At 44.8% G+C, this 17,938-nt stretch carries 15 protein-coding genes and 2 pseudogenes; 13 read left to right on the top strand and 4 right to left on the bottom strand.

Annotation, left to right across the window (positions count from 1 at the left end):
- Positions 1 to 27 precede the first annotated feature (27 nt).
- The 4 genes from LQ247_RS10125 to splB all read left to right on the top strand — a co-directional run bounded on the left by LQ247_RS10125 (position 28) and on the right by splB (position 3,467).
- The gene (locus tag LQ247_RS10125) at positions 28 to 294 is read left to right on the top strand and encodes a phosphocarrier protein HPr (protein WP_003181247.1); all 267 of its coding nucleotides are present in this window, start codon (positions 28 to 30) and stop codon (positions 292 to 294) included.
- Positions 294 to 2,012, top strand: a complete 1,719-nt coding sequence (gene ptsP, locus LQ247_RS10130) for a phosphoenolpyruvate--protein phosphotransferase (RefSeq protein ID WP_020451177.1) — start codon at positions 294 to 296, stop codon at positions 2,010 to 2,012. The genes LQ247_RS10125 and ptsP overlap by 1 nt, the downstream gene beginning before the upstream one ends.
- A gap of 119 nt (positions 2,013 to 2,131) precedes the next feature.
- A complete protein-coding gene (locus LQ247_RS10135; RefSeq protein ID WP_025808421.1) occupies positions 2,132 to 2,365 on the top strand; it encodes a transcriptional regulator SplA domain-containing protein in 234 nt (77 codons plus the stop codon).
- 73 nt (positions 2,366 to 2,438) lie between these two features.
- Positions 2,439 to 3,467: a spore photoproduct lyase gene (gene splB / locus LQ247_RS10140; protein WP_023857297.1), complete on the top strand. Its 1,029-nt coding sequence runs from the start codon at positions 2,439 to 2,441 to the stop codon at positions 3,465 to 3,467.
- A gap of 7 nt (positions 3,468 to 3,474) precedes the next feature.
- On the opposite strand, the gene LQ247_RS10145 is transcribed toward splB, so the two are convergent.
- Complete coding sequence (locus LQ247_RS10145) at positions 3,475 to 4,167, bottom strand: GNAT family N-acetyltransferase (RefSeq protein ID WP_023857296.1); 693 nt, start codon at positions 4,165 to 4,167, stop codon at positions 3,475 to 3,477.
- 221 nt (positions 4,168 to 4,388) lie between these two features.
- Between LQ247_RS10145 and LQ247_RS22305 the strand changes: the two are divergent.
- The 4 genes and pseudogenes from LQ247_RS22305 to LQ247_RS10160 form a co-directional block, all read left to right on the top strand.
- Positions 4,389 to 5,315 (top strand): annotated as a pseudogene (locus LQ247_RS22305) (HAMP domain-containing protein); the annotation flags it as partial.
- A gap of 15 nt (positions 5,316 to 5,330) precedes the next feature.
- Positions 5,331 to 6,257: a methyl-accepting chemotaxis protein gene (locus tag LQ247_RS22310; protein WP_373367297.1), complete on the top strand. Its 927-nt coding sequence runs from the start codon at positions 5,331 to 5,333 to the stop codon at positions 6,255 to 6,257.
- Between the two features lie 101 nt (positions 6,258 to 6,358).
- A complete protein-coding gene (locus LQ247_RS10155; RefSeq protein ID WP_023857294.1) occupies positions 6,359 to 7,144 on the top strand; it encodes an SDR family oxidoreductase in 786 nt (261 codons plus the stop codon).
- A gap of 13 nt (positions 7,145 to 7,157) precedes the next feature.
- Complete coding sequence (locus LQ247_RS10160) at positions 7,158 to 8,030, top strand: NAD(P)-dependent oxidoreductase (protein ID WP_023857293.1); 873 nt, start codon at positions 7,158 to 7,160, stop codon at positions 8,028 to 8,030.
- Positions 8,031 to 8,074: 44 nt separating this feature from the next.
- Here LQ247_RS10160 and LQ247_RS10165 read toward each other — a convergent pair whose 3' ends face one another.
- Positions 8,075 to 8,836: a CAP domain-containing protein gene (locus tag LQ247_RS10165; protein WP_050820756.1), complete on the bottom strand. Its 762-nt coding sequence runs from the start codon at positions 8,834 to 8,836 to the stop codon at positions 8,075 to 8,077.
- Positions 8,837 to 9,184: 348 nt separating this feature from the next.
- Here LQ247_RS10165 and LQ247_RS10170 point away from each other — a divergent pair, with 348 nt between their 5' ends.
- Together LQ247_RS10170 and LQ247_RS10175 are read left to right on the top strand one after the other, a co-directional pair.
- Positions 9,185 to 11,293 carry a peptidoglycan D,D-transpeptidase FtsI family protein gene (locus tag LQ247_RS10170; RefSeq protein WP_231006013.1) on the top strand — a complete coding sequence of 703 codons (2,109 nt, stop codon included), beginning with the start codon at positions 9,185 to 9,187 and terminating at the stop codon, positions 11,291 to 11,293.
- Positions 11,294 to 11,453: 160 nt separating this feature from the next.
- Positions 11,454 to 13,262, top strand: a complete 1,809-nt coding sequence (locus LQ247_RS10175; protein ID WP_231006015.1) for a PAS domain-containing protein — start codon at positions 11,454 to 11,456, stop codon at positions 13,260 to 13,262.
- 14 nt (positions 13,263 to 13,276) lie between these two features.
- On the opposite strand, the pseudogene LQ247_RS10180 reads toward LQ247_RS10175, so the two are convergent.
- Positions 13,277 to 14,457: pseudogene (locus LQ247_RS10180) on the bottom strand (aminotransferase A); the annotation flags it as partial.
- Between the two features lie 191 nt (positions 14,458 to 14,648).
- Complete coding sequence (locus tag LQ247_RS10185) at positions 14,649 to 14,807, bottom strand: hypothetical protein (protein WP_165583461.1); 159 nt, start codon at positions 14,805 to 14,807, stop codon at positions 14,649 to 14,651.
- Between the two features lie 171 nt (positions 14,808 to 14,978).
- Between LQ247_RS10185 and LQ247_RS10190 the strand changes: the two genes are divergently transcribed.
- The 3 genes from LQ247_RS10190 to LQ247_RS10200 all read left to right on the top strand — a co-directional run bounded on the left by LQ247_RS10190 (position 14,979) and on the right by LQ247_RS10200 (position 17,910).
- On the top strand, positions 14,979 to 15,503 hold the full coding sequence (locus LQ247_RS10190; protein WP_020451188.1) for an RDD family protein: 525 nt from the start codon (positions 14,979 to 14,981) through the stop codon (positions 15,501 to 15,503).
- A 96-nt stretch (positions 15,504 to 15,599) separates the two neighbouring features.
- Positions 15,600 to 16,919 (top strand): MFS transporter, encoded by a 1,320-nt coding sequence (locus LQ247_RS10195; RefSeq protein WP_020451189.1) that lies wholly within the window; start codon positions 15,600 to 15,602, stop codon positions 16,917 to 16,919.
- Positions 16,920 to 16,992: 73 nt separating this feature from the next.
- Positions 16,993 to 17,910, top strand: coding sequence for a chemotaxis protein (locus LQ247_RS10200; protein WP_020451190.1), 918 nt, complete (start codon positions 16,993 to 16,995; stop codon positions 17,908 to 17,910).
- Positions 17,911 to 17,938: the final 28 nt, after the last annotated feature.

Here is a 17,938-nt window from a genome sequence, read left to right on the forward strand (position 1 = left end):
TTTAAATTAAAAGGAGATTGATAAAAAATGGCACAAAAAACGTTTAAAGTAACTGCAGATTCTGGAATCCACGCTCGTCCAGCGACTGTTCTTGTACAAACAGCAAGCAAATATGATGCAGATATCAATTTGGAATATAACGGAAAAACCGTCAACCTTAAATCAATTATGGGTGTTATGTCACTAGGTATTGCTAAAGGTGCTGAAATTACGATTTCTGCTTCCGGCGCTGATGAAAATGATGCTCTTTCCGCACTTGAAGAAACAATGAAAAGCGAAGGTTTAGGCGAATAATGCTTGAACTAAAAGGAATAGGCGCTTCAGCCGGTATTGCGATCGCAAAAGCATATCGGCTTGAGGAGCCTGATCTAACGGTTGAAAAGAAAAACATCTCTGATTCTGATGCGGAAGTAAATCGTTTTGAAGACGCCATCGAGCGTTCTAAAAAAGAGCTTGAAATCATTAAAAACCATGCATTGAAAGAGCTTGGAGAAGATAAAGCGGAAATCTTTTCTGCACATTTGTTAGTATTAAGCGATCCGGAACTGTTAAACCCGATTAAAGACAAAATCAAATCGGACTCCGTCAACGCGGAATTCGCTTTAAAAGAAACGGCCGACATGTTCGTCACAATGTTCGAGTCGATGGATAACGAATATATGAAAGAACGCGCCGCAGACATCCGCGATGTCACCAAGCGTGTCACAGGGCATCTTCTCGGCGTTGAAATTCCGAACCCGAGTCTGATTTCCGAAGAGGTCATCATCGTAGCCGAAGACTTGACACCGTCTGATACAGCGCAACTAAACCGCAACTTTGTTAAAGGGTTTACAACAGATATCGGCGGACGGACGTCCCACTCAGCCATCATGGCGCGCTCGCTTGAAATTCCGGCCGTTGTCGGCACAAAAGCGGCAACAAAAGGCATTCAAAACGGCGTAACAGTGATCGTTGACGGTATCAATGGCGATGTCATCGTTGATCCTGCCCAGGAAACAATCAGCGAATACGAAGAAAAGCATCAAGCCTTCCTGGCGCAAAAAGCCGAATGGGCGAAGCTTGTCAATGAACCGACTGTAACGAATGACGGACATCATGTGGAACTTGCCGCTAATATCGGTACACCTGATGATGTAAAAGGCGTTCTGGAAAATGGAGGAGAAGCAGTCGGCCTTTACCGGACTGAATTCCTTTACATGGGCAGAGACCAGCTTCCGACTGAAGAGGAGCAATTTGATGCCTATAAAACCGTTCTTGAGCGTATGGAAGGCAAATCAGTTGTCGTTCGTACTCTTGATATCGGCGGAGACAAAGAGCTTCCATATTTAGAACTGCCAAAAGAAATGAACCCTTTCTTGGGATACAGAGCGATCCGTCTTTGCCTTGATGAGCAAGAGATTTTCAGAACGCAGCTTCGTGCGCTGCTTCGGGCAAGTACATATGGAAACTTAAAAATTATGTTCCCTATGATCGCGACTGTAAACGAATTTAAAGAAGCGAAAGCAATTCTTTTAGAAGAAAAAGAAAAGCTGAAAGCTGAAGGTCAACAAGTTTCCGAAGACATTGAAGTCGGTATGATGGTTGAAATCCCTTCAACAGCTGTGATCGCTGATCAATTCGCTAAAGAAGTCGATTTCTTCAGCATCGGAACGAATGACCTGATTCAATATACGATGGCTGCTGACCGGATGAATGAGCGGGTATCTTACCTTTACCAGCCGTACAATCCTGCGATTCTCCGCCTGATCACGCTTGTCATTGAAGCGGCCCATAAAGAAGGAAAATGGGTCGGCATGTGCGGCGAAATGGCGGGAGATGAAATTGCGATCCCAATCCTGCTCGGTCTTGGACTGGACGAGTTCTCAATGAGCGCGACGTCAATCCTGCCGGCAAGAACGCAAATCAGCAAGCTTTCTAAAAAAGAGACGGAATCGTTCAAAGAGCAAATTCTGTCCATGAGCACAACAGAAGAGGTTGTACAATTCGTAAAAGAAACCTTCAATATGGCATAAGCGATTGAAAATCCGGACCGGCATAACCAATGCCCGTCCGGGTTTTTTTGTTGATCTGAATGATCTCGGCTGCGGCGGAAATAATACATGTGACCAATAGTTAGAAAGGGGGTTTTGATATGCCCAGGCAGCCATTCAAACCGGGTGATGAGGTCTACGTCATTTACCGGAACCCGCATGCCGCCAATGTCGCGCATATAAAGGAAGCTGAAGTCGTTGATCACCCGCTTCACGAAGGTGAACTGGCATTGTTTATGTATGATACATATCACGCCTTTGCCGAAGATGATGCCGTTTTTTCTTCATATGAAGAGGCGGAACGGCTTTACCGTGAGTTATTTGACGGGATATGAAAATATTACCGGTATATCACATCCTCTAAATGCAAAAAGTAACGGAAATAAGCAAAGGATGTGTCTGTTTCCAATGGTAAAACCGTTTGTTCCCCAGCTCGTCTATATTGAACCGAGAGCGCTGGAATACCCGCTGGGAAAAGAGCTGAGGGATAAATTTTCAAACATGGGGCTTGAGATCAGGGAAACGACTTCACACAATCAGGTGAGGAATATCCCGGGGGAAGGCCACCTGCAAAAATACAGAAATGCGAAATCCACTTTGGTCATCGGCGTCAGAAAAACATTGAAATTCGATTCATCAAAACCGTCCGCAGAATACGCGATTCCGTTTGCAACAGGGTGTATGGGTCACTGCCATTACTGCTATCTGCAGACGACAATGGGCAGCAAGCCGTATATCAGAACGTACGTCAATGTGGAGGAAATACTTGATCAGGCGGACCAGTATATGAAAGAACGCGCTCCCGAGGATACGCGGTTTGAAGCTTCTTGCACATCTGATATTGTCGGGATTGATCATTTGACACACACATTAAAGCGTGCAATTGAGCATTTCGGTCAATCCGACCACGGTAAATTGCGTTTCGTGACAAAATTCCATCATGTCGACCATTTGCTTGATGCCAAGCACAACGGAAAAACGCGTTTCCGCTTCAGCGTAAATGCCGATTATGTCATCAAAAGTTTTGAACCCGGCACATCCCCTTTGGATAAACGGATCGAAGCCGCCGTGAAAGTAGCGGAAGCAGGCTATCCGCTTGGTTTTATCATCGCTCCGATTTATATTCATGACGGCTGGCAGGAAGGCTACAGAGTGCTGCTCGAAAAGCTCGATCGTGCGCTGCCGCAGCATGCTAGGCGCGACATTACCTTTGAAATGATCCAGCACAGATTCACGAAGCCGGCAAAAAGAGTCATTGAAAAAAACTATCCAAAGACAAAGCTCGAACTGGATGAAGAAAAACGGCGCTATAAATGGGGCAGATACGGGATTGGCAAATATATATACCAGAAGGATGAAGAAGCAGAGCTTCGCAGCGCCCTTGAAACGTATATTGATAACTATTTTCCCGAAGCAAAAATCGAATATTTCACATAACAGAGCTTTAGCCGGAAAAGCTCTGTTTTTTGTTTTGAGATGTTAAAAAAGGGTTTTTCCACTCCATTAAGACCGCATAATGAAGCGATTCCTCATCTTCAATGTAGCCGGGAATCACGCAAACCGGCGATCGTCCGCACTGGAGCAGGAATGAGAGCACGGGATCGCGCTTTTCCCCGTCCAATACAGCTTGAACATACTGTTCGGGCGTCATTTCTTCAGCCGACTTGTGATAATGGGGAATCCGTCCGCCGCCAATGAGCCGCTTGAGCCCTTTAAAGACCGTCAGTTCATACATGGACTGCATCAGCCGCTTTCCGATGCCGAGTTTTCGATAGTGAGGGGACACGGAAATATCGACGACATAAAGGGAGTTTCCATCGTTTTGATGTGTGCCGATATACCCGTTGTCTGTCACTTCGTCCCAGCTGTGGTGAGGATGATGCGGATCAAAATCAGTCATGAGCGCCGTCATCGAACCGATGATTCGGCCTTCGGAAACCGCGCAAAGTGCACCATCGGGAAATCGTTCAATATGGGAATGGAGCTGCTTTTCATTCCACAAAAGGTCTTCCGGAAACGGAGGCGGAAAGCATTCTCTTTGGAGTGCAATCAAATCGGGAATATCTTTGTTGTTGTAATTGCGGATGTCCACCTGCTGATAAGAAATGCCGTTATCGACGTAAAACTGTTTATAGATCGCCCATCACTCCTTTTGATATTTCCTTCATTATACCGTTATTTTAGCAGGCTATCTTAATTTTGCGAAATTTTGGCCGATAAAAAGAATATGAAGGTGCATGTAAAGGAGGGTTTCATTTGTTTAAAAAACTGCATGTCAAAATTGCCGGATTTGTTGCCATCCTGCTGATTTTGACGGTTATCGTCCTACAGTTTTCCACAACACATTTGTTGAAATCGATGCTTGAAGATCAAGCAAAAGAATCGACTTCAAGTCTGCTTAACTCGATCAAAGGTAATATCGAGCTTCAATTAGAAAACTATGAAATCGCTTTAAATCGTATGAGCGACAGTCGAATGGCGCAGTCATTTTTAGAAGATGATCAAAATAAATTATTGGGCAGACTGATCAACGACGAATTAAAGCAAATCAAGGATAAAAACGAATTTGTCACCAATGCGTATATAGCGACTTCAAAAAAAGATATATGGATATACCCGAAAGCCGAATTTGATAAAGATTTTGACCCGACAACCCGGCCCTGGTACACATCGGCTGCCAAAACGTCTGATCAAGTGATCTGGACAGAGCCGTATCAAGATGTCGTGTCTGGAGAGATGATGGTCGCAGCGGCTAAAGCAGTCGTTGTCGACAATAAAGTATTAGGCGTCATCAGCTTAGATATTTCATTGAATTCATTAAACAAAATTATCGAAAATCAAAAGATGCCATATGACGGCTACGCATTTATTTTGGACCAAAACGGGACAATGCTTGCCCACCCGTCAAAACAAGGTGACGATATATCGAAAGACAAAACATATCGGGACATCCCGTCATCCAAAGACGGAATCAAAGTAGGCAAAGATACTGTGATCGCTTATCAGACCGTCGGTGGTACGGGCTGGAAAGTCGGTACGCAATTCGACACGGCGAAGCTGATGTGGGTTGCACAGGAAATGAACAAAATGGTCATGATCGTTTCAATCATTGCTTTGGCAGCGGCGATCATTTTAAGCTATTTCCTTGCCAAAACGATCACAGGCCCGATTAAGCAGCTGATTGCCAAAACAAAGGCTGTCGCGGGCGGTGATTTGACGGTCCAGACAGCCGCTGCCTCAAAAGACGAAATCGGTATATTAACAAAAGACTTCAACAAGATGGTCGAAAACATGAAAGAAATGATTGTGCAAGTCGGAACCTCGTCCGGAAAAGTATCGAAAACGACCGATCAATTAAGCGCTGTTTCAAAAGAAACGGTTTCTGCGAGCGATGAGATTGCCAAAGCAATCGAAGAAGTGGCGACAGGTGCGACAGAACAAGCGGCAGAGATCGAAAATGTAAATGAACAATCCGAACGGCTATCTGTCAAAATTAAAGAAATTGAACATCATGCCGACAGCATCAAGAAGCTTTCGAGAACATCAGAAGATGCAAGCTATACAGGAATCGATGCCCTCGGGCAGCTGCTTGCAAAATCAAATGAAGCCAACTCGGAGACGAAGAAAGTGGAACATATGCTTTTGCAGCTTGAAGAAAAAACGAAAAACATCGAAGAGGTTGTTACAGCCATCTCGGCGATCTCTGATCAAACAAACCTGCTTGCTCTGAACGCCAGCATTGAAGCAGCCCGTGCCGGCGAAAGCGGACGCGGTTTTGCGGTAGTTGCAGATGAGGTGAGAAAGCTTGCCGAACAATCGGCGGTCTCTTCACAGCATATCAGCGAAACGGTCAAGCAGATTCAGCTGGAAACGAAAGAAGCCGTTTCAGCGATGACGGAAGCAAGCAAGATGAATGAAGAGCAAAATGGAATGATTCATGAGACAGGAGAAGCGCTCAGCAAAATTACTGCAGAAATGCAGGCGCTCGTCAACTCAATTGACCACATTTACTCTGAAATCTCTGGTATGAGCGGAGAACAGCAAAAAATGTCTGATTCGATCCAAAGCATTTCAGCTATTTCCCAGCAGTCAGCAGCGGCTGCGGAAGAGGTCAGCGCTTCGACAAACGAGCAGCTGACAGCGCTGGAAAGCATCGCCAAATCGGCTGAAGCGCTGAGTGAGGCCAATCAAGAATTATTAAATGCGATCAATAAGTTTAACGTGTAATAAAGAAGTCCCTCTTTTTGAAAGAGGGACTTTTTCAACGCTCACAATCCCAATTTTCAGAATATACATGTTACACTATAAATATGAAGGGAGTGATGATTGTGGACTTAAAGATGAATGGCAAAACGGCGCTTGTGGCAGCAAGCAGCAAAGGACTAGGCAATGCGATTGCAAAAGCCCTTGCGAAAGAAGGGGCAAATGTCATGTTGTCCGGGAGACACGAAGCGGACTTGAAAAAAGCTGCGGAAGAGCTGAATGGACTCGGCGGCGGATCCATCTCATATCAAGTATGCGATCTTGCAGATGCTGACGGGATCAAAGCGCTCGTTCAAAAGACCGCTGACACATTTGGAACGATCGATATGCTCGTCAACAATGTCGGAGGACCGAAAGGCGGCAGCCTGCTCGATCTGACAGACGCTGACTGGACTTCTTCATTTGAATTGCATCTGCTCAGCTATGTCCGTTTAATCCGCGAAGCTTTTCCATATCTAAAAAAGGATGGAGGCCGCATTGTTAATATCGCTTCTTCATCAGTCAAGCAACCGATTCCGGGGTTGCTGCTTTCCAACACGTTTCGAATGGGAATCGTCGGTCTGACAAAATCCATTGCGGAAGAGTTGGCCGAACACCGCATTTTGATCAACACGCTCGCCCCTGGGAGAATCGCGACAGATCGCGTGGCAGAGCTTGACCGGCTCAAAGCCGAGAAAACAGGCCTTTCCGAGCAGCAGGTGAAGGAAAGCTATGAGAAAGAGATTCCGCTCGGCTCCTACGGAAAACCTGACGACTTTGCACAATATGCAAGCTTTCTTTTATCAGAATGCAATACATATATGACTGGACAGACTCTGCTGATAGACGGCGGAATGGTAAAAGCAATTTAAGGGGGATGACATCATGAAAAAAACGATCGGATTTATCGGACTCGGTGTAATGGGAAACAGCATGGCTTCGCATATTTTAGCTGCAGGCTATCCCGTCAGCGCATATACGAGAACAAAACAGAAAGCGGACAGCCTCGTGGAAAAAGGGGCGGAATGGAAATCATCCGTCAAAGCACTGGCGCAGTCGTCTGATGTGATCATCACAATGGTCGGCTACCCAAAAGACGTTGAAGAAGTTTACTTTGGAAGCGAAGGCATTATTGAAAATGCCAAAACAGGTTCTTACCTCATCGATATGACGACTTCCAAGCCTTCTCTCGCCAAACAAATCGAGGATGCTGCAAAAGAGAGAGGACTTTACGCTTTAGATGCTCCGGTTTCAGGCGGGGACGTCGGCGCGAGAAACGGCACGCTCGCCATTATGGTCGGAGGAGAACGGAAAGCCTTTGATGAATGCTACCCGATCTTTTCGATCATGGGTGAAAACATCCAATATCAGGGGCCGGCCGGAAGCGGGCAGCATACGAAAATGTGCAACCAGATTGCGATTGCTGCAGGTATGATCGGTGTCGCAGAAGCGATGGCCTACGCCAAAAAATCCGGACTCGATCCCGACAATGTGTTAAAAAGCATTACGACCGGCGCTGCGGGAAGCTGGTCCCTCTCAAATCTCGCGCCTAGAATGCTGAAAGGCGACTTTGAACCGGGCTTTTACGTCAAACACTTTGTTAAAGACATGGGCATCGCGCTAGAAGAAGCGGAGTTGATGGGCGAGAAAATGCCGGGGCTCGAGCTTGCGAAAAGCCTTTACGACACCCTTGTGGAAAAAGGCGAAGAAAACAGCGGCACCCAAAGTGTGTACAAGCTTTGGACAGAATATAAATAACGAAAAAAACCACTTGCTCAATGCAAGTGGTTTTTTGCTGGTTCTTATTTTCCGATGAACTGCTGAGTCCAGTAGTTGCCGTCTTTCACATATCCAACACCGATATGCGTGAAGTTAGGGTTCATAATGTTTTTTCTGTGACCTTCACTGTTCATCCAAGCTTTGACAACTTCCTGAGGCGTTTTTTGGCCTTTCGCGATGTTTTCTCCGGCAGTGCGGTATGTGATGCCGAATTTCTTCATCATGTCAAATGGAGAACCGTAAGTCGGGCTGTTGTGATCAAAGTAATTGTTATCTTTCATATCTTGAGATTTCGTGCGGGCAACCTTGCTCAGTTTTTCATCCAAAGTAAGAGGTTTTAGCCCTTGTTTCTTTCTTTCCGCATTCGTCAGCTCAACAACTTCTTTTTCATACGCGCTTACAGAAGAAGATGAAGGCGCTGTATTTTGCTTTTGCTGTGAAGTCTGCTCTTTTGAAGCCGCAGGCTTTGAAGCTTCCTGTTTTTGAGTCTGCGTGCTTTCAGGCTTTGAAGCTTTAGGTGCAGAAGACTTCGGTGCAGAAGCTTTAGGCTGTTGAGTGGCTTGTTTCTTATAAGAATGAAGCAGGGACTGAATTTTTTCCTGGTCAGCTTTAGAAAGCTGGTTCATGTTTTGGATATTCAGTTTGCCTTTGAGATCAGTTACATTTATGGAATGAACGGTTTTGACTTGTACTTGCTGCTGCTCTTTAGCGTCAGCGTGTTGAACGCCGCTGAATGTGAAGAGCGTTGCTGCAGCTGCTGCTGATAAAAGAAAAGCTTTTTTCATAAACAGTAATCCTCCTAAATGTTGTAGTTGTTGTTGTTTCGTACACTAGAATCATAACACGGCTTTTTTGAAATAATAGATCCATATATTCCCTTTGACAAGGTATTATTGTTAATTTTGACATAAAAAAAGAAAAATCCTTTGCTGCCAATATGCAACCAGATCGCTCTTTTACACGTCTTGTCATAAACGTGGTAAAATTTAAATGTGTTAGCTAAATTTTAATATAAAAAGAGATTGACAGCTTTTTTAAAAACTTTAGATTGTAACAACCATTACAAAAGTGTTACAATATATCTCAGTTAATTAATGTAAAAATTGAATATTGTGAGAGGAGAGAGAGTTTCAGTGACAGAATCTCAACATGATCCGGCTGAAATCAAAAAGAGCAGGCGTTCGCGTTTATGGCGGATCAACCTGTACTTCTTTGCGGTGTTCACTTTGTTCGCTGCGCTGATTGTCAAGCTGGGCCTCGTGCAAATCGTCAATGGAGAAGCGTATGAGCAGGAAGCTTCGAAAACCGAGGCGAAAATTGCGTCATACCCGGCGCCGCGGGGTAAAATGTATGACAGATACGGGCGGGTGGTTGTCGACAACCAAAGCGTTCCCGCGATCACATATACGATGATGACAAGCACAAAAACGGAGGAAAAAATCAGCACAGCCAAAAAACTCGCAGAATTGATCGATATCGATACTTCGTTTCTGAAAGAAAGAGATTTGAAAGATTACTGGCTTGCCAGACATCCGAAAAAAGCTGCTGCACTTCTGAAAGACGGCGAGAAAACCCTCAAGTCTGATCAAACATACAAGCTGCAGGTTGACCGCGTTCCGGCAGAAGAGATCAAAGCGCTGGAAAAGGACAAAGACGAGCTTAAAGTCGCCGCGATTTTCAGAAGGTTTTCAGGCGGCTATGCGTATGAGCCGCAGATCGTCAAAGCGATGAGCCCGAAAACCGAGGGGAAAAACGATGCGCAGCTCCTTGATGAGAAGGCTTCAAAACAGATGCCGGCCAACGATTTAACGTATGAGGAAGTCTCACGCGTTTCCGAGCATCTTGAAGAGCTTCCCGGCGTTGACGTCATCATGGACTGGACCAGGAAATATCCTTATGAAAAAACGCTCTACTCCATTTTCGGAGGCGTCACAACGCCTGAGCAAGGGCTCATCAAGGACCGGGAAGACTTCTACCTGACAAGGGGATATGCCCGGAATGACAGAGTGGGAAAAAGCTATCTCGAGTATCAATATGAAGAATATTTAAATCCGAAAAAAGCGAAAGTGCAATATACAGAAAACCGCTCAGGCAAGGTCATCAGCCAGGAAACGGTTGATGAAGGAAGACGCGGCTACGATCTGCAGCTGACATTCGACATGGAGCTCCAAAAGAAAGTCGAAGAAGCTATCGAAGAGGAGCTTAATAAATTCCGCGGCTCAAACTACATGCTGGACAGAGCGTTCGTCGTCATGATGGATCCGAATAACGGAGATATCCTGTCCATGGCCGGAAAGCGAATCATCGACGGTAAAATCACCGACTATTCAATCGGCGCGTTTACGACCCAGTATGAAATGGGATCAGCCGTCAAAGGTGCGACCGTGCTGGCCGGCTATCAGGACGGCATGCCACATGGGCAGAGTTATTTTGATAATGGAAAATTGACATTTGCAGGTCCTGTTGAGAAAGGCTCTTACACAACCTCTATAGGTTGGGCTAATGAGGTTAGAGCACTGGAAAAAAGTTCAAACGTTTATATGTTTTATGTAGCGATGAGAATGGCAGGGATCACATATAAACCGGGCGGCCCCCTTCCTGCAAACCTCGAAGATTTAAATAAAATGAGGTATTATTTCAATCAATTTGGCCTTGGGGTAAAAACAGGCATCGACTTGCCACAGGAGTCGGCTGGAATGCAGACAAACCCAAAGATTGTCGGGGGACTCCTGCTCGATGAAGCGATCGGCCAGTTTGACACGTATACGCCTTTGCAGCTCGCCCAATATGTTTCAACGATTGCCAACGGCGGATACAGGTTGCAGCCGAGAGTCGTAAAAAGCATTCACCAGCCTGAAAGTGAAAAACTCGGTTCAGTCATTGAAGAGCGCTCTGCCAACGTTTTGAATCGTATCAACAATTCCCAAAGCGACATCGCTATCGTCAAGCAAGGATTTAAAAGAGTAACCCAGACGGGAACTGCAGCCGGCGCATTCGGTTCGCTTGACGTATCAGGCAAAACCGGAACGGCACAGACGCACTACTACGGCACAAACCGAAACTGGTGGGGGAGAGGTACTTATAATATCACCTTTGCCGGCTATTATCCGTCAGAAAATCCGCAGGTCGCCTTCAGCGTTGTCGTCCCGTCTGTTGACGACAAAACGAAGATGAACAAAAACATCGCCGCCAAAATCGTCAAAGCCTATGTCGATCTGCAAAAAAAATACAGCAAGGATTAGACAAAAAAGAACACGGATTTTTTCCGGGTTCTTTTTTTGTTATCAAAATTTGACGAATGCTAGAAGTTTTGAAGGAGATTTCTCGCATTTTAGCGAATCCTTTTAAGCAAAATAGTTTTAATGAATGCTGGTCATGAATAGGGTATAAAGGAGGGATATGATGGAACAAAAAACAAAACGTTTTGAGCAATATAAGCCACATATGAATTTACAGGCAGTCCTGTCAGCTAACGGCCGTTTTATATACATATCTGCAAATTGCAAAGAACTCTTAAGCTACCAGCAGAATGAACTGATCGGTACGTATTTGAAGGACTATTTACACGAAGACGATCTTTTTCTGGTAGAAAGCTATTTTTACAATGAGCATCATTTGCTGCCTTGCACCTTCAGATTTGTGAAAAAAGACTACACGATGATCTGGATCGAAGCATCGATCGATTTCGTGACGACCCATGTTGGAGAAAAAGAACGCGAGATTGTACTCAAAATGAAAGTGTTTGAAGACCGTCCCTCTAAGAAAAGCAGCTCCATAAAAGAGGAAGACACACCGGAAGAAGCTGCCAGGCTGCCGGCAAAAGATGAATTCGAAGCCATGGTGGAAGGCTTGCCAAACCCTCTGTGCATCAGCGTTCAAGGGGAAATAGTCTACGTCAATGACGCCATGGTCAACCTGCTCGGAGCCGAGCACAAACGGCAAATTATCGGAAAGTATTCCTACGATTTTATCGAGAAAGAGTACCATGACATCGTCAAAAACCGTATCAAGCGGATGCAGCAGGGACTTGATGTCGGAATGATCGAGCAAACGTGGCATAAGCTCGACGGCACGCAGATTCACCTCGAAGTCAAGGCGGCGCCGACCATTTATCAAAAACAGAAAGCGGAGCTGCTCCTGCTCATTGACATTTCATCGAGGAAGAAATTTCAGACCATTTTGCAAAAAAGCAGGGAGCGCTATCAGCTCTTGATTCAAAACTCAATCGATACGATAGCCGTTATTCATAAAGGTAGATGGGTCTTTATGAATGAATCAGGCATTCGTCTGTTTGAAGCAAAGACGTATGAGGATTTAATCGGCAAAGATATTTATGAACATCTGCATCCGTGCGATCACGAAGATGTCAAAGCGAGGCTGGAACGGATTACAGACCGAAAATCCGAATCTGAAATCATAAAGCAGACGTGGTATACATTTGAAAAAAGGCTCATCTATACAGAAATGGTTTGCATCCCTACGACATTTTTCGGGGAAACGGCCGTTCAGGTGATTTTAAGGGATATTTCTGAACGCAAGCAGACCGAAGAGCTGATGGTCCGTTCGGAAAAACTGTCGATCGCCGGACAGCTTGCAGCCGGGATCGCCCACGAAATCCGCAATCCGCTCACCGCGATTAAAGGGTTTTTACAGCTGATGAAGCCCACGATGGAAGAAAATGAACATTATTTTAATATTATCTTTTCCGAATTAAGCAGAATCGAACTGATCTTGAGCGAGCTTCTCATGCTGGCAAAGCCGCAGCAAAACGCATTGAAAGAAAAGCTAGATCTGATCAGGCTGATCCGCGAAGTGACGGCTCTTTTAGAAACGCAGGCCAACTTAAACGGCATTTTGATCAATACGATCCTCCCGGACAATATCTATATTAAAGGGGACCAAAATCAATTAAAGCAAGTGTTTATCAACCTGATCAAAAACGCCGTCGAATCCATGCCGAACGGCGGTACGGTCCATTTGACCGTCAGAGAAACCGAAGATTCGGTCATCGTCGAGGTGGAGGACGAAGGAGAAGGAATACCTGAACATGTCATGAAGCGAATCGGCGAGCCGTTTTTGACGACGAAGGAAAAAGGAACAGGCCTCGGTTTGATGGTCACCTTCAATATCATCGAAAATCACAACGGAACAATCGAAGTCGACAGCAAAGCAGAAAAAGGCACGACATTTAAGATTTCATTTCCAAAATAAAAAACAACGGCGTAAAAGCCGTTGTTTACGTAGTCTGTATCGATTGCCTCTTATTGAAAACAAAGGACTCCAGCCGGTCAAGACCTTCCCTTAGCGTATCAGGAGAATATGCGTAAGAGATCCTCACATAGCCTTCCCCGTATTCAGAAAACGAGCTGCCCGGCACGATCGCAAGCCCCTCTTCCTCAAGAAGCGACATGCAGAAATCAAAGGAAGACATTCCAAATGATTTGATGGACGGGAAAATGTAGAATGCTCCCGACGGTTTAATCACATCGAGGCCCATTGTCACAAGTCTGTCGTACACGTAGTCAAGCCGTTTTTTATATTGCTCGCGCATGATCAGCGCATCATCAAACCCGTTGGTGACGGCTTCCAGAGCTGCTTTTTGAGAGATCGATGAAGCGCATGATACGTTGTATTGATGGACTTTTAAAATATGTTTGGCGATTTCCTTCGGCGCGAACAAAAATCCGATTCTCCAGCCTGTCATGCTGTGGGATTTGGAAAGTCCGCCGATGACGATCGTTTGGTCCCTTAGTACAGACGCGATGGAGTGGTGCGGTCTGTCAAAAGTGAGTTCGCTGTATATTTCATCCGAAAGCACAAAGACGTTTCGACCTTTTAAAAGGGAGGCGATGTCCTTCAGCTCTTCTTCGGACAGCGTCATTCCCGTCGGATTTGACGGATAAGGAAGAACAACACATTTTGTCTTCGGCGTCAGCGCTTCCTCGATCAATTTTGCTGTCAGCTTAAAGCCGTGAGACGTGGTGTCAATGATCAATGGAGACGCTCCGCACATTTTGATGATCGGCTCGTATCCGGGGTATACCGGCCCCGGAAGAATGACTTCATCGCCAGGTGATAAAATCGTGCGGAATGCCGAATCGATGGCCTGGCTGGCTCCGGTCGTCACAATGATCTCGCTTTCCGCTTCATAATTTAAATCGGCTTTTTTCTTCATATAAAGCTGTACAGCCTGCCTCAGTTCGGGATATCCGGCGTTGTGAGTGTAAGATGTTTGATTCTCATCTATCGCTTTTTTGGCGGCCTGTTTGACATGGTGGGGGGTGAAGAAATCAGGCTGGCCGATTGTTAAAGAGATTACGTTTTCGTACTGGGATACAAGGTTTGAGAACTTGCGGATCCCTGAGATTTCGATTTCTTTTACATTTGGATTAAGCAAATGTTCCATTTAGCATCACCTTAAAAATGTTATGGTTTATCTTATTTTACCATCATCAGACCAATTGTCATCTTTTAATCAATCAATTTTATAAAAACTCGTAACAAGTATATGCAAAACAATGCAAGGTATGCGGACATGCGGATGGCAGCAGATAGAAAAATAAGACAATCAAACGATTGTCTTACGTTATATTTCGTTTAGTAGCCGTAATCGAAGTCAACATCTTCTTTCCACGAAATATATATTTGTTCTTCACTGTCTGAAGCATCCTTGAGCATTTCTGTGTAAACGGCACGGCTGACCCCTTCTAAAATGGTCATTTCATGATTTTTAATCGTTACAATTGTTCCCATCATAAACACCTTTCCTGAAAAATCCTTGACCATTGTAACACGATAACTGTCAAAGTCAATGAAAAACTTGTGAGCCGTACATTAATTTAACTTTAAAAAAACGTGATACGTATTGATAATATTCAGCGAATCTTAGTAGTATATAGAAGTCAAGATGTTAGGAGGAAAAGCACATTGGAATTGGAATTAGACAAACACGAAACTGCTCCTGAAAGGAGCGAGTATGCCGGAATCGGCGCGCGTTTTGTAGCTTCCCTGCTCGACGGATTGATTCTCGGGATTCCCGCATATATTTTCACGTACGTTTTAACAGCGGCGTTGATGTTGGGAAATTCGGATATCATGCTCATGATGGAGACTGATCCCGAGTATTTGAGCGATCAGGAAATCTTTACGTTTATCATCAGCATGTTCAAAACCATAGCGATCGTTGGAAGTATTACTTTTATTGTTTATTTTCTTTATTACACGCTGATGGAATCATCCAAATGGCAAGGGACGCTCGGCAAGAAAATCATGAACGTTCAGGTGGCGAAAGCAGAAGGCGGAAGAATCTCTTTCGGCCGTGCGGCCGGAAGGTTTCTGGCCAAAAGCTTTCTTTCTCCGATTTTGTTGGTCGGCTACATTATGGCCTTTTTCACAGAAAGGCGCCAGGCGCTTCATGATATGTTGGCAGGAACCATTGTCGTAAAAAAATAACGGGTAAAAGACAGCACGCTTTCAGCATGAATGCGTGCTGTCTTGTTCAGAAAAATGTTTCACGGCAGGAATAAAAATAAGGAGGCATCAATCCAGATGGATACTCAGCCGGAACGTGAACAAGCTGTAAAGCGGGCGCAAAGAACAGGAATCAAGCTCTTTTTGACGTTGCCGATTCTATCTTGGGCGTTATACGATTTTGCAAACACGATTTTTTCATCAAACATTGTGACGATCTTTTTTCCTTTTTATTTGCAGGAGGCAGTCGGCGAAAACGCCAGCATGAATCAGGTGGCAAGCACTTTTATCTCCTATTCGAACGCAGCCGCAAGCTTCCTGCTCGTCATTTTCACGCCTTTATTCGGGGTGTTGATTGACCGGACGGGCAGAAAGAAAAAATACATCGGTCTGTTTACGATGATTTGTGTTTTGTGCACCATCTTAATGGGGGTTTTTGCGGGCGCTTCGTTTCAGAAGGACATATACGGGCTTCCGTTATCTTTGATCCTTGTTGTTGTCATGTTTGTGACCGCAAAGTTTTTCTATCATTCAAGCTTGGTGTTTTATGATACGATTTTGGCTGATTTGGGTACAAAAGAAGAAATTCCTCTCTTATCAGGATTCGGGATTGCGATCGGATATATCGGTACTTTGGCTGGCTTAACGGTTTACCTTCTGGTCGGGAACCAGGATTTTCACCGTGCTTTCATCCCGTCGGCTCTCTTGTTTTTACTTTTTTCACTTCCGTATTTGCTCTTCACGAAAGAGAAAAGAAAACCGGAACCGAAAGAAAAAAAATCGTTTTTCAGCGGATACAGGGAAATCGTGCAGACGTTCAAGGACATTCGCCTGTACAAACCGGTCTTCTTGTTCATGATCGCCTACTTTTTCCTGAATGATGCGCTTGCTACAGCAATAGCCATGATGGCGGTTTATTCAAAAACGGTCATCGGTTTTACGACCGGTCAATTTGTATTACTTTACCTTGTTTCAACGGTCTCAAGCATCATCGGTTCATTTTTGCTCGGCTTTGTCACAAAAAAGATCGGTGCTAAACACGCAGTCAGTCTTGTCGCCGCCATTATGATCACCGCTTTGACGATTGGAGCATGCACGACGTCAACAGTCTTGTTTTGGATTGCGGGAAGCCTTTTCGGTATCTCGCTTGGAGGCACATGGGTCGCATCAAGGACACTGATTATCGAACTGACGCCCGAGCATAAAAGAGGCGAATTTTTCGGATTGTTTGCTTTGTCGGGGAAAATCTCTTCCATTTTCGGTCCGGTCCTGTACGGATCGATTACTTTGCTGTTCAGGGATTTAGGGAACATGGCCAGCAGAATGGCTTTCGGATCTTTAGTGTTATTGGCAGCGATCGGCCTGATCATTCATCAAAATGTTAAGGCAAAAGCTTAACCCAGAGCATCAACTTTTAACAAAAGACGCCGATATAAAAAGTAAACACAAAGTAGGATAGAGAGGGATATCAGTGTCTTCAAACCAACAGGAAATTTTATTAAGTTCGGGAACCAATGAATTAGAAATCGTGAAGTTCGAAGTTGGTCTCAACATTTTCGGCATAAATGTCATGAAAGTCAGAGAAATCATTCAGCCGGTTGACATTACGAAAGTGCCTCATTCGCACAAGCATATGGAGGGCATGATCACATTGCGCGGGGAAATTCTTCCCGTCATTGATTTATTCTCTTTCTTCGGCGTCGAACACGGTGAGGACGAGCATCAAGAAAAATACATTGTGACGGAATTCAACAAGCGGAAAATCGTCTTTCACACTGGATCGGTTTCGCAGATTCACCGGGTGTCGTGGGAAGAAATCGAGAAGCCGACCGCTTTAAATCAAGGAATGGACCGTCACCTTACCGGCATCATTAAGCTCGACGGCACAATGATTTTCCTGCCTGATTACGAAAAAATCATTTTTGATCTTGAGTCTGAGTCAGGTACGGACCCTTATCAAATGAAAGATGAAAAATTTGATCAGAGACGGACTGACAAAAAGCTGATGATTGTCGAAGACTCTCCGCTCCTCTTGCGGCTTTTGGTGGAAAAGCTGAATGAAGCAGGGTATAACAACATCGTGTCTTTTGAAAACGGAAAAGAGGCTTACGAACATGTGCTTCAATTGATGGAAGACGGCACAGCCCTTCACGAAAAAGTCGATCTCATGATCACGGATATTGAAATGCCGCAGATGGATGGACACCGGCTCACAAAGCTGTTAAAAGATAACCCGCTGAGTTCGGAGCTGCCGATCTTGATTTTCTCTTCTTTGATTACAGACGATCTTCGCCATAAAGGGGAACAAGTCGGAGCTGACGAACAAATCAGCAAGCCAGAGCTCAACGAACTGATCGAAAAGCTTGATAAATATATTTTCAAGAACTAAAAAAAGCCTCTTTTTGAGGCTTTTTTTA

It is taken from the genome of Bacillus sp. BS3(2021) (assembly GCF_021043345.1).
GTDB classification, from domain to species: Bacteria; Bacillota; Bacilli; order Bacillales; family Bacillaceae; genus Bacillus; species Bacillus paralicheniformis.

Excerpts from the sequence above, each read along its gene's own strand:
- LQ247_RS10125 (WP_003181247.1), top strand. The coding sequence starts at position 28 with ATGGCACAAAAAACGTTTAAAGTAACTGCAGATTCTGGAATCCACGCT.
- ptsP (WP_020451177.1), top strand. The coding sequence starts at position 294 with ATGCTTGAACTAAAAGGAATAGGCGCTTCAGCCGGTATTGCGATCGCA.
- LQ247_RS10135 (WP_025808421.1), top strand. The coding sequence starts at position 2,132 with ATGCCCAGGCAGCCATTCAAACCGGGTGATGAGGTCTACGTCATTTAC.
- splB (WP_023857297.1), top strand. The coding sequence starts at position 2,439 with ATGGTAAAACCGTTTGTTCCCCAGCTCGTCTATATTGAACCGAGAGCG.
- LQ247_RS22310 (WP_373367297.1), top strand. The coding sequence starts at position 5,331 with ATGATTGTGCAAGTCGGAACCTCGTCCGGAAAAGTATCGAAAACGACC.
- LQ247_RS10160 (WP_023857293.1), top strand. The coding sequence starts at position 7,158 with ATGAAAAAAACGATCGGATTTATCGGACTCGGTGTAATGGGAAACAGC.
- LQ247_RS10165 (WP_050820756.1), bottom strand. The coding sequence starts at position 8,836 with ATGAAAAAAGCTTTTCTTTTATCAGCAGCAGCTGCAGCAACGCTCTTC.
- LQ247_RS10175 (WP_231006015.1), top strand. The coding sequence starts at position 11,454 with ATGGAACAAAAAACAAAACGTTTTGAGCAATATAAGCCACATATGAAT.
- LQ247_RS10185 (WP_165583461.1), bottom strand. The coding sequence starts at position 14,807 with ATGATGGGAACAATTGTAACGATTAAAAATCATGAAATGACCATTTTA.
- LQ247_RS10195 (WP_020451189.1), top strand. The coding sequence starts at position 15,600 with ATGGATACTCAGCCGGAACGTGAACAAGCTGTAAAGCGGGCGCAAAGA.